General features: G+C 58.4%; 14 protein-coding genes and 1 pseudogene. 4 read left to right on the plus strand and 11 right to left on the minus strand.

From position 1 onward, the window contains the following. Window positions 1-41: 41 nt before the first annotated feature. Both NTD81_RS02925 and metG read right to left on the minus strand, forming a co-directional pair. Window positions 42-809 (minus strand): DUF4349 domain-containing protein, encoded by a 768-nt coding sequence (locus NTD81_RS02925; RefSeq protein WP_262179257.1) that lies wholly within the window; start codon window positions 807-809, stop codon window positions 42-44. A gap of 21 nt (window positions 810-830) precedes the next feature. Beyond that, window positions 831-2867: a methionine--tRNA ligase gene (metG, locus tag NTD81_RS02930; protein ID WP_262179259.1), complete on the minus strand. Its 2037-nt coding sequence runs from the start codon at window positions 2865-2867 to the stop codon at window positions 831-833. Window positions 2868-3063: 196 nt separating this feature from the next. On the opposite strand from metG, the gene apbC reads away from it, so the two are divergent. Further along, complete coding sequence (gene apbC / locus NTD81_RS02935; RefSeq protein ID WP_262179262.1) at window positions 3064-4152, plus strand: iron-sulfur cluster carrier protein ApbC; 1089 nt, start codon at window positions 3064-3066, stop codon at window positions 4150-4152. Window positions 4153-4184: 32 nt separating this feature from the next. Here apbC and NTD81_RS02940 read toward each other — a convergent pair whose 3' ends face one another. Together NTD81_RS02940 and NTD81_RS02945 are read right to left on the minus strand one after the other, a co-directional pair. After that, the gene (locus NTD81_RS02940; RefSeq protein ID WP_262179264.1) at window positions 4185-4634 is read right to left on the minus strand and encodes a bacteriohemerythrin; all 450 of its coding nucleotides are present in this window, start codon (window positions 4632-4634) and stop codon (window positions 4185-4187) included. 179 nt (window positions 4635-4813) lie between these two features. After that, window positions 4814-5023 (minus strand): cold-shock protein, encoded by a 210-nt coding sequence (locus NTD81_RS02945; RefSeq protein WP_004423761.1) that lies wholly within the window; start codon window positions 5021-5023, stop codon window positions 4814-4816. Between the two features lie 325 nt (window positions 5024-5348). On the opposite strand from NTD81_RS02945, the gene dcd reads away from it, so the two are divergent. Then, a complete protein-coding gene (gene dcd, locus NTD81_RS02950; RefSeq protein ID WP_262179272.1) occupies window positions 5349-5915 on the plus strand; it encodes a dCTP deaminase in 567 nt (188 codons plus the stop codon). A gap of 63 nt (window positions 5916-5978) precedes the next feature. Here the strand turns inward: dcd and nadE are convergent, their stop codons facing one another. From nadE to NTD81_RS02975, 5 genes are all read right to left on the minus strand, one after another. Further along, window positions 5979-6806 (minus strand): ammonia-dependent NAD(+) synthetase, encoded by an 828-nt coding sequence (gene nadE / locus NTD81_RS02955; protein WP_262179274.1) that lies wholly within the window; start codon window positions 6804-6806, stop codon window positions 5979-5981. A 169-nt stretch (window positions 6807-6975) separates the two neighbouring features. Further along, complete coding sequence (locus NTD81_RS02960) at window positions 6976-9513, minus strand: penicillin acylase family protein (RefSeq protein WP_262179277.1); 2538 nt, start codon at window positions 9511-9513, stop codon at window positions 6976-6978. 86 nt (window positions 9514-9599) lie between these two features. Then, window positions 9600-10088, minus strand: coding sequence for a DUF2489 domain-containing protein (locus tag NTD81_RS02965; RefSeq protein ID WP_262179280.1), 489 nt, complete (start codon window positions 10086-10088; stop codon window positions 9600-9602). 7 nt (window positions 10089-10095) lie between these two features. Further along, complete coding sequence (locus NTD81_RS02970) at window positions 10096-10296, minus strand: SEC-C metal-binding domain-containing protein (RefSeq protein ID WP_262179283.1); 201 nt, start codon at window positions 10294-10296, stop codon at window positions 10096-10098. A 7-nt stretch (window positions 10297-10303) separates the two neighbouring features. Next, entirely contained in the window at window positions 10304-10801 is a 498-nt protein-coding gene (locus NTD81_RS02975) for an LEA type 2 family protein (RefSeq protein ID WP_262179285.1), read from the minus strand. A 109-nt stretch (window positions 10802-10910) separates the two neighbouring features. Here NTD81_RS02975 and NTD81_RS02980 point away from each other — a divergent pair, with 109 nt between their 5' ends. Beyond that, window positions 10911-11483 carry a hypothetical protein gene (locus NTD81_RS02980; RefSeq protein ID WP_262179288.1) on the plus strand — a complete coding sequence of 191 codons (573 nt, stop codon included), beginning with the start codon at window positions 10911-10913 and terminating at the stop codon, window positions 11481-11483. A 15-nt stretch (window positions 11484-11498) separates the two neighbouring features. Here NTD81_RS02980 and NTD81_RS02985 read toward each other — a convergent pair whose 3' ends face one another. After that, the gene (locus NTD81_RS02985; RefSeq protein WP_262179291.1) at window positions 11499-11966 is read right to left on the minus strand and encodes a YchJ family protein; all 468 of its coding nucleotides are present in this window, start codon (window positions 11964-11966) and stop codon (window positions 11499-11501) included. A gap of 4 nt (window positions 11967-11970) precedes the next feature. Then, window positions 11971-12468 carry a DUF6231 family protein gene (locus tag NTD81_RS02990; RefSeq protein ID WP_262179294.1) on the minus strand — a complete coding sequence of 166 codons (498 nt, stop codon included), beginning with the start codon at window positions 12466-12468 and terminating at the stop codon, window positions 11971-11973. 440 nt (window positions 12469-12908) lie between these two features. Here NTD81_RS02990 and NTD81_RS02995 point away from each other — a divergent pair. Beyond that, window positions 12909-13259, plus strand: a pseudogene (locus NTD81_RS02995) (OmpA family protein); the annotation flags it as partial. Window positions 13260-13284 lie beyond the last annotated feature (25 nt).

The following is a 13284-nucleotide window of genomic DNA, read 5'->3' on the forward strand; positions in this document are numbered from 1 at the left end:
TGTACCTGGCTAGCTTCCAGCACCTCCCGGTTGATCACCGGTCAGCGCTTGCCCAGGCGCCGCCAAAGTTTGCGCAGGCTTAGAGCCAGTGGAAACAGCACAATGAGGAAGGGCAGGCTGTAACCGATGAATTCGATCAGGTTGGCGGTGCCTTCGATCAGGTTGTCCGTCAGGTTCGAGAAGGCCTCTCCTATGCGTCCCAAGGGCGAGCTTTCGTAGGGGCTGATGAAGCTCAGGCTCAGCAGGTTGGTATCCATGCGGCGCTGTTGTTGAGCTGCTTGCTGGGCGATGGCCTGCAGTTGTATCTCCAGCTCAGCCTGCTCCCGGGCCAGGGCCAGCAGGTCGGCGACGGCCAGGTCGGCGCGTTTTTCAAACTGCTGCAGGGTCTGTTGCTGGCGCTGCAACTGCTCGAACTGGCGACGGTTGTCGTGCACGACCTGCGCCAGGTCTTCGGTGTGGGTACTGCGACTGGTCTGCTCACCGCCTTCGCTAGCAAGAACGGTGATGGCCTCGACGCCCTCCGGTACGATGCGCAAGGTCAGTTCGCCACGGGGCACACGTCCACTGCTCTGCTGTGCGGCGATCAAGCTACAGCTGCCAAAGCGGGCGTCTAGACAGGCTTCGCGGGCAGCGGCGATACGCTCCCCGATTCGTTCGGCAGGCAGTTCGATGTCGATATGATGCTCATAGGCCAGATAGCTGCCGGCCTGGTTGCGCTCACCCTGCAGAGCGCCGCTGGCCGGCGCGCCCGATTGCTCGGAACAGCCAACCAGCGTGCTGAGTAGCGCCATTACCATCCATGGTTTCACGCTCGTCTCCTGGCGCCGGGCTTACTTAACCCGTTGGCCCGGCTTGGCGCCGCTGTCGGGGCTGAGCAGGTAGATTTCTTCGCCACCAGGGCCCGCTGCCAGCACCATGCCTTCGGAAACGCCGAACTTCATCTTGCGTGGCGCCAGGTTGGCCACGTACAGGGTCAGGCGACCTTCCAGCTTGCTGGGGTCGGGGTAGGCGCTCTTGATCCCGCTGAACACGTTGCGCTTCGCATCGCCGATATCCAGGCTCAGACGCAGCAGCTTGTCAGCACCTTCGACAAACTCGCATTTCTCAATCAGGGCGATACGCAGATCCACCGCGGCAAAGGCGTCGAAGTTGATCTCCGCGGCCAGCGGGTCTTTAGCCAGCTCGCCATTGCCTTGTGGCTTGGGCGCTTCGGCGGCGAGGTCTTCTTTGCTGGCTTCGATCATGGCGTCGATTTTGGCCGGCTCAATACGGGTCAGCAGTGGGGTAAAGGCGTTCAGCTGATGGTTGTGCAGAGCCTTGTCGAAGTCGCTCCATTGCAGCGGCGCGACATTGAGGAAGGCTTCGGCGGCTTCGGTCAGCACCGGCAACACCGGCTTGAGCAGAATCACCAACTGGCGGAACAGGTTGATGCCGGCGGTGCAGATTTCCTGCACTTCAGCCTGCTTGCCTTCGACCTTGTTCAGCGACCACGGCGCCTTGTCGGCGATCCAGGCGTTGGCTTGGTCAGCCAGGGCCATGGTTTCGCGCATGGCCCGGGCGAAATCGCGCTTCTCGTAAGCCTCGGTGATGCTCGGCAGGGCCGCGCTAAAGGCTTGGGTCAGCTCTGGCGCTGCATCAGTAGCTGCAGTGAGGCCTTGGTTGCCTTTATGGATAAACCCGGCGCAGCGGCTGGCGATGTTAACCACCTTGCCGACCAGATCGGAGTTGACCTTCTGCACGAAGTCTTCGAGGTTCAGGTCCAGATCGTCCACGCCACGCCCCAGTTTGCTGGCGTAGTAGTAACGCAGGTATTCCGGGTTGAGGTGATCCAGATAGGTGCGGGCCTTGATAAAAGTGCCGCGCGATTTGGACATCTTCTGCCCGTTGACGGTCAGGTAGCCGTGCACGTTGACTGCAGTCGGCTTGCGGTAGCCGGCGCCTTCGAGCATGGCCGGCCAGAACAGGGCGTGGAAGTTGATGATGTCCTTGCCGATAAAGTGGTACAGCTCGGTGCTGGAGTCTTTCTTCCAGTACTCGTCAAAGTCCAGCTCTGGGCGGCGGGCGCAGAGGTTCTTGAAGCTGGCCATGTAGCCGACCGGCGCATCCAGCCAGACGTAAAAGTACTTGCCCGGCTCATCCGGGATCTCAAAGCCGAAATACGGCGCGTCACGGCTGATGTCCCACTCTTGCAGGCCACCGTCGAGCCATTCGGCAATCTTGTTGGCCACCGAGTCTTGCAGGGCGCCGCCACGGGTCCACTGCTTAAGCATGGCCTCGAAGTCCGGCAGCTTGAAGAAGAAGTGCTTGGAGTCGCGCAGTTCAGGCACTGCGCCGGAGATCGCCGAGCGCGGGTTCTTCAGTTCGGTGGGCTCGTAGGTGGCACCGCATTTTTCGCAGTTATCGCCGTACTGATCTTCGGTGCCACATTTCGGGCAGGTGCCCTTGATGAAACGGTCCGCCAGGAACATGCCCTTTTCCGGGTCGAAGTACTGGGTCACCGAACGGGTGGCGATATGACCGTTATCGCGCAGGGCCAAATAGATGGCGCTGGACAGCTCGCGGTTTTCTTCACAGTGGGTGCTGTGGAAGTTGTCGAAGTTGACCAAAAAGTCAGCGAAATCAGTGCTGTGCTCAGCCTGCACGTTGGCGATCAACTGCTCAGGGCTGATCCCTTCTTTCTCCGCGCGCAGCATGATCGCCGAGCCGTGGGCGTCGTCGGCGCAGACATAGGTGCAGGTATTGCCACGCAATTTCTGGAAGCGCACCCACATATCGGTCTGGATGTACTCCAGCATATGGCCGAGGTGAATCGAGCCATTGGCATAGGGCAGGGCGCTGGTAACAAGAATTTTGCGGGCTTCGCTCATGGGGATCGACTGCACTGGTAACTCAGGAAGCCGCTAACTATATAGGCCCGGCGGATTTTTTTCATCATCCAGACAATCTGCGCGTTGCTAGTTGTAGATCAATTTGGCTCATGTCATCCAGTCAGTGCAACGCCCCGGTCAGTGTGGCTCTGGGGTAACATGGCGGCCTGCGTTACCTCGCCTTTCGGAGCTGTCCATGACTCTTGTTACCCGTGCTGCGGTGGAAGCCGCGTTGTCGCAATACACCGATCCCCATCTCAACCAAGATCCGATCAGCGCCGGCTGCCTGCGTGAGGTGGATATTCAAGGCGGACAGGTCAAGGTCCGCCTTGAATTAGGCTACGCTGCCGGGCTGTTTAAAAGCGGCTGGGCGCAACTGCTGCAAATGGCCTTGGAGAACCTCGACGGCGTTGAGCGCGCCCAGGTGCAGATTGATTGCCGGATCGAGGCGCATAAAGCGCAAGACCAAGTGCCGGCCCTGAGCAACGTGAAAAACGTGATCGCCGTGGCTTCCGGTAAGGGCGGTGTGGGCAAATCCACCACTGCGGCCAACCTGGCCCTGGCCCTGGCCCGCGAAGGCGCGCGCGTCGGCATCCTCGATGCGGATATCTATGGCCCCAGCCAAGGCATTATGTTCGGCATCCCCGAGGGCACCCGTCCGCAGGTTAAAGAGCAAAAGTGGTTTATTCCGCTTGCGGCCCACGGCGTGCAGGTGATGTCCATGGCCTTTTTGACCGATGACAACACCCCAGTGGTATGGCGCGGGCCGATGGTTTCCGGCGCCTTGCTGCAGTTGATCACCCAGACCGCGTGGGATGACTTGGATTATTTGGTCGTCGACATGCCGCCGGGCACCGGTGATATCCAATTGACCCTGGCGCAAAAGGTGCCGGTGGCCGGCGCGGTGATCGTCACCACGCCACAAGACTTGGCTCTGCTGGATGCGAAGAAGGGCGTGGAGATGTTCCGTAAGGTCAACATCCCCGTGCTTGGCGTGGTCGAGAACATGGCCGTGCATATCTGCTCCAACTGCGGCCACGCTGAGCATCTGTTCGGTGAGGGTGGCGGCGAGAAGCTGGCGGCGCAATTTGGCGTCGACCTGCTGGCCTCGATGCCGCTGTCGATGGCTATCCGCATGCAGTCCGATAGCGGCAAGCCGACCACGGTAGCCGATCCGGAAAGCCAGATTGCCATGCTCTACCAGCAAATCGCCCGCACCGTCGGCGCGCGGATCGCCCAGGCCGGTGCGGTAGCGATGCCGAACATCTCGATCAGCGACGACTGACAACCTCGGCAGTTAAGTAGCCCTGTGCTCGGTCAGTGGAAAAACTTACCGAGCATGCGCGCCATCAGGCCGCGATCCAGGCTCTTCTTCACGCAGGCGGCGTAGTGCTGGTCTTCATGCTTGATGTGATTGATCAGCCATAGGCCGATATCGGTGCGCATTTCCCGGGCCACTTTCAGTGGCTCGGCGCCACCGTCGATACGCCTGAGGTAACCTTCCGCGCGCGTCTTAAAGCCCTCGTGCACACGGTGGTGAGCGTCATGCATGGGGTAGCCGGCTTTCTCCATCAGCGACTCTTCGAACGAGTTGTGCGAGATGGCGTAGTCAATCAAGCCGCGGCACAGCTGTTCCACCGCAGCGCTATCGCCGGTGGCGATGCATTGTTCAATCTCTTCAAAGTAACCAAACAGCCGCTGATGCTGTTGGTCGATGATGTCGATGCCCGTTTCAAGCTCTGCTGACCAAGCAATGCTGACGCCCATGACTGCATCCCCTATATGTCTTCTGCTCTTATTATTAGGTGGTGCCTATTGACCACTCAATTAGTAGGGTAATTGTCAGTCAATGCGCCGGTGTTGATTTGGGTCATGGCTCCTAGAGCATTTTTCAAAGCAAAAAAAACCCCGCCGAGGCGGGGTTTTTTTAAGCGGGAAAGCTCAGGTTAGACTACCTGAACTTCCTCAGCTTGCATGCCTTTCTGGCCGCGGGTAGCGACGAAAGTCACTTGTTGGCCTTCTTTCAGGCTCTTGAAGCCATCGCTCTGGATAGCTTTGAAGTGTACGAACAGATCGTCACCGGATTGCGGAGTGATGAAGCCGTAGCCTTTCTCATCGTTGAACCACTTAACGGTGCCAGTTTGACGATTGGACATGTGAATGTCTCCTAACAAAAGTAATAACAGCCCTGGAAAAGCCCAGGCCGGGACTGAGTGCAACGAGTACTAGGAGTCGGACGATGTTTGATCGAAATCTAGGCATCAAGCAGCGATTCGCGGTGACACATGCAGCACAGTGGGTTCACCATACCCGCTTTTAGCGCTAAGCGCGAATGCTCTGTGCATCTTTCTGTTATTTACTGCTCACTTATTGCCTTGGGTCAGTCTCAAGGCCCGCTTTTGCACAGCCTTTGAACCAAGCGGCTGGCCCCGGTAAGATGCGCTCACTTTTTCATCATTTGCCTATTACAGGATCGCCGCCATGAGCATTAAATCGGATAAGTGGATTCGCCGCATGGCTCAAGAGCACGGCATGATTGAGCCTTTCGTCGAGCGCCAAGTGCGCAACGATGGCAATGAGCGCCTGATCTCCTACGGGGTGTCCAGCTACGGTTACGACGTACGTTGCGCCGACGAATTCAAGGTGTTCACCAACATCAACTCGGCCACCGTGGACCCGAAAAACTTCGACGAAAAAAGCTTTGTCGATGTGAAGAGCGACGTCTGCATCATCCCGCCAAACTCCTTTGCCTTGGCCCGCACCGTGGAATTCTTCCGCATTCCCCGCGATGTGCTGACCATTTGCCTGGGCAAAAGCACCTACGCGCGTTGCGGCATCATCGTTAACGTCACTCCGCTGGAGCCTGAGTGGGAAGGTCACGTGACCCTGGAATTCTCCAACACCACCACCTTGCCAGCGAAGATCTATGCCAACGAAGGCGTGGCGCAGATGCTGTTCCTGCAGTCCGATGAAGATTGCGAAGTGTCCTATAAGGATCGCGGTGGTAAGTACCAAGGTCAGCTCGGCGTGACCTTGCCACGCGCCTAATAGCTAAGCGCTACCTACAAAAAAACGGGCCTAGGCCCGTTTTTTTTGCCGCCGAACAAGCGCTTAAGGCACCAGTGGCAACTGGCGTTTGTGTTGACTGTTGTCGTAGGTGCGCACGATGATGGCATAGGCTTCGTCGCTTACCGCTTGGCCATGCAAGAAGGCATCAATCTGCTCATAGCTCACGCCATGGGCCAGCTCATCCGGCTTGCCGGGGCTGAGTTCTTCCAGATCCGCTGTCGGTACTTTAAATACCAGCTCATCCGGGGCGCCGAGGTGCTTGGCAATGGCCCGCACTTGGTTTTTCACCAGACCCGACAGGGGGGCGAGATCGCAGGCGCCGTCACCGAATTTGGTGAAGAAGCCCATTACCGCTTCGGCGGCGTGGTCGGTGCCGATGACCAAGCCATTGTGGGCGTTGGCGATGGTGAACTGAGCCACCATGCGGATGCGCGCCTTGACGTTGCCCAGGACGAAATCGCGATGAGCTGGGTTAAGCGGCTCGAGATCAGCCATCTGCTGGCTCAAACCGCTAACGCTGGCGGCGATGTTGACGGTGCTCAGTTGGTCGGCGCGGATAAATTCCAGCGAGGCCTGGGCGTCGTGTTCATCGTGCTGGGTGCCATGGGGCAGGCGTACGGCGATAAAACGGTAAGCCTCGTCACCGCTTTCTTGGCGCAGTTCTTCCACGCTGAGCTGGGCCAGACGGCCAGCGGTGAGGGAGTCGACCCCGCCGCTGATGCCCAGCACTAAGACCTTCAAGCCGGAATTGCGCAGGCACTGTTTGATAAAGCTTTTGCGCCGCGTAATTTCGCTTACCAGTGCGGCTTGGTCGGCAAAAGGCGGCACCACCTCAAGGGCGGCGGCAATTTCGGCTTGGCGGTTGCTCATAGCAAGGTCCTCAACGTAAACAAGACGAAGCGCGCAGCGTGCGCGGAATGGGCAAAGCTTACGTCTAACTGGCGGCAAAGGGCAGGGCGCCGGGTGAATTACTGCCAAGGAAAAAACTAAGGGCACCCGCAGGTGCCCTTAGTCTTGGATGCCGCGCTCAAGTAGTGGCTTATTTGTCCGGCGTCAGCAGCAAACGCTTGCTGCCATAAGCCTTGTCGAGGTTTTGCGACTGGAACGGGAAGCTCATGTAGCGGCCCTTGAGCCAGGCGTCGATGCCATCGGCATAGTGGTCGCTAAACGGGTTACCCGACTGGCCGGAACTGTTCACCCCCATCAGCGGTTCTTCGCGGCCGAAGTCGACAACGATACGCATGGCGGGGATCAGCCACGTATCGAAGTTTTCCCCCCAGTGATAGGCCGAGACGTTGAGGGTGCTGTGATCGCCACCGGCGGCATAAGGGCCGCGATCCAGGGTGCTTTTGATCGCGTTGATGCCGCTGCGCTGGCTGGCACTGAGATATGGCGCCATCTGGCTGCTGCCGCTGCGCCATTCATAGGTGTGCAGCTTGCCCCACTGCCAAGCGCTGCGATCAGTGCCTAAGCGGCTTTCCAGCAGGCTGACGGCGCCGGCCAGGCTGCGCGCGAGAATCGCTGGTTTATCTTCCTTCTGCGCAGTGCGCCGATCATCCCAGAACGGGCTGTCTTCGCGCCCCAGCAGGTGGTCAGCTTGGGCCGAATAGGAGCTGTCAGCAGCATCCACCAGCGCTTGCCAGGCCGGGCTGGTATCCGGGCCTAGTTCGTCGAGGAAGATGTCGCGGGCGCTCTGCTGCAAGAACGCGCTGTACAGCGCGGCATCGGCGGAGCTGGCGCTCAGGCGGCCGTCGAATTTCATCAGGCGTTTATACGCTTCTTCGGCCTTCGCGCGTTGCTCCGCAGGCAGGGCCTTGATCGCCGCCTGCAGGCTTTCAGCCATGCCCGGCGCGCTGAACATGCCTTGCAGCTTGGCGACGAAGGTGGAGGTTTGGTCGTACTGCATGTTGACCATGTCGCGGCTGTCTTTCTTGCCGTTGGCGGCCAGTTGCGCAATACGCTCGGCGCGGTCCGGGTAATACCAAGAGTTGGACAGCTGCATGCCATAGCCTTGCGGCACGCTGCGTTGGTTCGCCGTGCCCAGCCAGCCCTGCGGCGGGTCTTGATCGTAGGGGTGGAGCATGGGGTCGGCAAAGCCTTCCCATTCATATTCGCTGTTCCAGCCCGGCGACGGCAGCAAACCTAAGCCGGCGCGGCGGTTAGGGAAGCGTCCGGTGACTTGCCAGCCAATGTGCTGCGCGTCGGCAAACAGCAGATTGAGCGGCATGGCGCGGATTTCCCGGCTGATCTCAAAGGCCTGCTCCACCGACTGCGCGCGGGACAGATCAAAGAACGCGTCGAGGCTTTGATCGGCCTCGTTCTGCGTGCTCTTAAGGGCTAAGCCGTAGCCGCTGGACAGTTGCAGCGGTTGCAGCGGGCTCTTGCGCTGGCCCAGCACGGAATTAAGCAGCGGACCGTGACGAGTGGCCAAAACTGTCTCGCGGATGGGCCGCTCGCCTTTGATAAAGAAGGTTTCCTGGCGCTCTTGCACGGGCAGCCATTTGCCGTCGGCCAGGTAGTGCAGACGGCCGTTTTGCTTTTTCAGTTGCTCCAGGAACAGGTCTTGGTTGTCGCCCATGACCATGGTCATGCCCCAGCCGATCTTGCCGTTAAAGCCGGCAACAATCGCGGGTACACCGGCAATCGAGACACCCGCGGCTTGGTATTTGGGGGAGCGGATCTGCACGAAATTCCACACCGAGGGCAGCGACAGCGGCAGGTGGGTGTCGTTGGCCAGCAGGCTTTTGCCGCTGCGCGTGCGCTGTGGGGTGAAGGCCCAGTTATTGGAGGCAGCGACCCCCTGCATATGCTGCTGAGCAAACTGGCTCAGGGCTTGGCTGATGTCAGTCAAGCCAGCCAGCTGGCCCTTGAGGTTGAGGCCTTTGAGTTTTTCCGCCTCGGCAAAGGGCAGCGGCTCATCGGGGTAGGTCGGCAGCAGCCAGGCCAGCTTGTCGCTGCCCACTTGCTGAGACAGGATCAGCGCGTCGATCTCCTCTTGCAGGTTGACCGACAGACCGAAGTTGAGCAGGCAGAACACCAGCACCGAGTCTTCTGCCTTCCAATAAGCCGGGCGATAACCTGACTCGGCTAAGTCCATCGGCAGCTTGTCGCGATAGCGGAACAGGTAGGCGTTAACCCCGCGCGCGTACACCTCGAAGAATTTCTTCAGGCGCGGCGAGGCGTTCTTGTACAGCACCTCGGCGTTTTGCTTGAGGTTGACCGCGCGCATAAAACGGTCAATTTCCAGTGCCCCAGGCCCAGCCATTTCGGCCAGTCGACCCTCTGCCAGCAAGCGCATGCTGACCATCTGGCTGAGGCGGTCGGTGGCATGCACATAGCCCAAGGCAAATAGCGCATCGTGGAAGGTGGTGGTTTCAATCAGCGGCATGCCCAGCGGGTTGCGCCGAACCACCACACTTTGTGCCAAGCCTTTGACCTTGATAATGCCTTGATCGGGCGCGACGCTGTCGCCATAGCGACTTTCTAAAAACGATTGGCAGCCACTTAAGGCCACCATGCTGGTCATGATGGCGGTAAGGCTAAAGGCAGCAATCGGGCGAAAAGCGCGCGCTCGCATGCGGCAGGCTCCTTGGATTTTTAAAGTTAAGGGCACGCCTGCAGCAGGCGTCACAAGCATTGATGGTGCAATACGTTAGCCAGACGTTAGTTGACTGACAAGCGGTGTGCGGGTGATGGGGTGCTTGTAGCGGCTAGGCCGCTGTCCAGCAACCAGCGGGCGGCGCTCAGGGCTTGCTGATGGTATTGGCTGTGTAGCTGTTCAAACAGCACAAGGTATGTATCCCGCTGCGCCCGCTTGAGGGCACGCCAGTGCTCATGGCGAGGCACCTCAGCAGAGGCCGCATGCAACTGGTGAAACACTTGGCAGTGGGAGTTTTGGCTCAGGTTCGGGTCGAGATTATCCAGCAGCACCTTGATTCGTATCGCCCCTTCAAGCAGATCTAGCTGACCATCGAGAAGGCTGCCGGCGAGTAAGCGGATGTCGCTGCTCAGGCGCTCTTGTTGCTGCTTGACGGCAGTGCGCTGGGTCCGTTGCCGGGCCCATACTTGGCCCCACAGGTAGCTGGCATAAATGGCCAAAGCGGCGACTAACAAGCCGCCGACAATGGCGATGAGCAGCAGCGAGGCGCTCATCCGAGGCTTAGGCGCCGTGGCACTTCTTGAATTTTTTCTGGCTGCCGCACGGACATGGATCGTTACGGCCGACATCTTTCAGTGCGTTACGCACGGGTTCTTGATGGCCGTGGTTGCAATGCGGACCGTGCACATGGCCGTGATCGTGGTGATCATGGTCGTGGTCGTGATTGCAGTCTGGGCCGTGGACGTGGTCTTGCTGGGTCATGGGATTACTACTCCGCGATAAAATCGCCGGGAATTATCTCTCCACTGCGCGACATGTGCACGCTTTGCCCGAAGAACCAGCCCGTTTTTACTGAGCCAGTCAGCTCATACGGGATAGGCACATTGGGTTTTTCCAGGGCTTTGATGACTTGGCGCAGATGGCGCCAGAGATTGGTATTGACCGGGATCTCAAAGTTGCGGTGGCCGTGCGCCGGAACATCCACCGAAACACTGGCTTGACCCTCAGCCAGTTTTATTTGGTTGAGGTAGAGCACGTATTCCATACCGCGAACTGGTAAAGAAAAGCTGTTCGGGTTATCGATGCGAAAACGCAGAGTGAAGTTCTGCTCAAGTAATTTCGCCTTCACCACTTCAACTTTTAACAGACGAACTTCAGGAGTCTTGAAGTCGCCTGAGGACCAAGAAGAACAACCAGCAAGGGCAGAAAAAAAGCCTACAACTAAACATAGGCCAAGTATTTTTATGGATTGTGCCTGGTAAAACATTGCTGACTCCGTATGAACCCTCAGTGTAACAAGCAAGTGCGGCGCTGCAAGCGCTTAAGTTGGTAAAAGCGTGAGAATACTGAGCAGCTAATTTTTAAGGAGTATGACTGTGGCTCGTTATGAAATCGCCTTCAGCGCACAGTTGGTGCCTGGTGCGCAGTTGGATGGGGTAAAGGCCAATGTGGGCAAACTTTTCCAAGCCGATGAACAACGTTTGGCCCTGTTGTTTTCCGGGCGGCGCATTGTGATTAAAAGCAATCTGGATGCAGCGGGGGCGGAGAAATACCGGGCCGCCATGGCGCGGGCAGGGGCCGTGGCTGAAGTGGTTAACCTCGATGAGGGGATTGAAGAAATTGTCTTAACCGCAGCACCGCCTGCCAGTAGTGCTTTTGTCGCGGCGCCGGTTGCCGCGCAAGTACAGAGCAGCACTCCGACCGCACTCGGGCGCTTAAAAGTGGCGCCGCGGGATGAATATATGGCGGCCTTTGTCGATGTCGACGCGCCGGACTTTGGCATCGCTGAAGTCGGAGCGCCGCTGCAGGACGCCAAGCCACAACCACCAGCACCGGTGGTTGATCTCAGTCAGTTCAGCCTGGCTCCGGCAGGCAGTGATATGGGCGAGATCAAGCGTCCTGCGGCGGGGCCGCTGCCGGATATCTCCCATCTCAAAGTCGAGCGGTAACGATTTAGGCAGGGCTTAGAGGTAGCTGGCACAGCACTTTTTAAATTTCTGCCCGCTCAGGCATGGACACGGATCATTACGCCCGGCGCCTAATTTGACGGTGGGATCGATAAAGTACCAACGCTCGGCGGGGCGCACGAAAGCTGAGCGTTCGCGATGACTTTGTTCACCTTGAGCGTCACGCCAGTGGGCCGTGAAGGTGACATAGGCGTGCGGCGGTGCACCTTCAATCAGCTCACTGCTTTGCACCTCTAAACCCAACCAGGTGCTGCTGCGGCTCCAACTTTCGATGCTGGCGCGATCCAGGCCGCTTTGCTGCGCCGGCAGGGTGGTGCTGACTAAATAATCGATTAAGCCCAAGGCGTAAGCGCTGTAGCGCGAACGCATCAAGGTCTCGGCGCTAGGGGCCGGGAGGCCTGCGTGATATTGACCGCAGCATTGGCTTAACGGCTGTGGCTGGCCGCAGGGGCAGGTGTGACTCATGGCATTACCACCAGTATTTGCCGAAGTTTTCCGGGTTGGCCCAGAACTTGGCATTTAACCAGTCGGGTACCTGTTTGTAGTCGAGCAGGTCGTAAGTAAACAGCGTGAGGCTTTGCTCATCGCGTTGAAACTGCTCGCTGGCCTGTAGCGCCAAGGCGTAAAGATCGGTGGCTTGCCACGGGCTGGCGGCTAGATCGACCAATACCGCCATGCGGCTGGCATTTAAGTTACGAATGCCGCCTAAAAGTTGCAGGGCGGTAGCTTTCGGCAGGTGCTCTAAACAGTCAATCAACAGGGCTAAGTCATAGCGTTGAGCGGCTAATTCTGTGGGCAACGTCCCAGCTTCGCAGTGGGCAATATGACACTTTGGGTGGGCCTGAATAAATGCGTCAATTGCGGGTATATCGCGATGGCCAACAATCAATAGGCGTTCTGGCGCGTAACGGGCCAAAAGGGCGGCAATCGCTTGTTGGGGGGTTCTGGTTGACTGAGTGGCTGGCATGCATGGTCCTCGCTCGGGGGTGAAAGACTAACGTGCCGTTGATCAGAGGCCTAGTGCGAAGTAGTTGACTAATGTTGGCGCATCATCTCTGGCGTATTTTAAGACTGACGTCTTTACTTCTTGAGTATCGGTTACGGGCCGATCCACGAAACGGAGAGATATATATGAGCATGGCTAGGAAAGCATTACCTCTGATTGTCGCTAGTAGTTTGTTGACCGGTTGCGCTGGGGTGCAAAAAACCGATTGGCCCACCTGTGCGGCTGTGGGTGGTGTAACCGGTGCAGCCTTGGGTTCGATTGAAAGTTCGGGCTGGGCCGGTGGCGGCGCCGCATTGGGCGCAGGCTTAGCCGCTGCTTACTGCTGGGTGCATGGCGCCAGCGATGAGCAAGTAGTAGTGGTTGAAGAGACGGTCGAAGAAGTTGCGGTGGCTGAACCAGTCGAAGCGGTGCGTGTTGAGTTGGATGTGAAGTTCGACTTCGACAAGGCCGTAGTGAAAGAAGAAAGCTACAGCGAGGTGAAAAACCTGGCTGACTTCCTGACTCAATACCCACAAACCACCACGGTAGTGGAAGGTCACACCGACTCGGTGGGCCCAGACGCCTATAACCAGAAACTCTCCGAGCGCCGTGCTAACGCCGTGCGCGATGTGCTGGTTAAACAGTACGGGGTCAGTGACGGTCGTGTTAGCGCCGTGGGCTATGGTGAGTCGCGCCCTGTGGCCGATAACGCCACGGCTGAAGGCCGCGCGATTAACCGTCGGGTAGAGGCTGAAGTAGAAGCTCGTCCTTAAGCGCCACGGTTGGCGTGTTACCTCT

Source organism: Pseudomonas sp. 5P_3.1_Bac2, assembly GCF_025465995.1.
Lineage (GTDB): Bacteria > Pseudomonadota > Gammaproteobacteria > Pseudomonadales > Pseudomonadaceae > Aquipseudomonas.

What these genes read in the sequence shown, in the direction of transcription:
- apbC (WP_262179262.1), top strand. Translation starts at nt 3,064, where the DNA reads ATGACTCTTGTTACCCGTGCTGCGGTGGAAGCCGCGTTGTCGCAATAC.
- NTD81_RS02940 (WP_262179264.1), bottom strand. Translation starts at nt 4,634, where the DNA reads ATGGGCGTCAGCATTGCTTGGTCAGCAGAGCTTGAAACGGGCATCGAC.
- metG (WP_262179259.1), bottom strand. Translation starts at nt 2,867, where the DNA reads ATGAGCGAAGCCCGCAAAATTCTTGTTACCAGCGCCCTGCCCTATGCC.
- NTD81_RS02960 (WP_262179277.1), bottom strand. Translation starts at nt 9,513, where the DNA reads ATGCGAGCGCGCGCTTTTCGCCCGATTGCTGCCTTTAGCCTTACCGCC.
- NTD81_RS02975 (WP_262179285.1), bottom strand. Translation starts at nt 10,801, where the DNA reads ATGTTTTACCAGGCACAATCCATAAAAATACTTGGCCTATGTTTAGTT.
- nadE (WP_262179274.1), bottom strand. Translation starts at nt 6,806, where the DNA reads ATGAGCAACCGCCAAGCCGAAATTGCCGCCGCCCTTGAGGTGGTGCCG.
- NTD81_RS02985 (WP_262179291.1), bottom strand. Translation starts at nt 11,966, where the DNA reads ATGAGTCACACCTGCCCCTGCGGCCAGCCACAGCCGTTAAGCCAATGC.
- NTD81_RS02970 (WP_262179283.1), bottom strand. Translation starts at nt 10,296, where the DNA reads ATGACCCAGCAAGACCACGTCCACGGCCCAGACTGCAATCACGACCAC.
- NTD81_RS02990 (WP_262179294.1), bottom strand. Translation starts at nt 12,468, where the DNA reads ATGCCAGCCACTCAGTCAACCAGAACCCCCCAACAAGCGATTGCCGCC.
- dcd (WP_262179272.1), top strand. Translation starts at nt 5,349, where the DNA reads ATGAGCATTAAATCGGATAAGTGGATTCGCCGCATGGCTCAAGAGCAC.
- NTD81_RS02965 (WP_262179280.1), bottom strand. Translation starts at nt 10,088, where the DNA reads ATGAGCGCCTCGCTGCTGCTCATCGCCATTGTCGGCGGCTTGTTAGTC.
- NTD81_RS02945 (WP_004423761.1), bottom strand. Translation starts at nt 5,023, where the DNA reads ATGTCCAATCGTCAAACTGGCACCGTTAAGTGGTTCAACGATGAGAAA.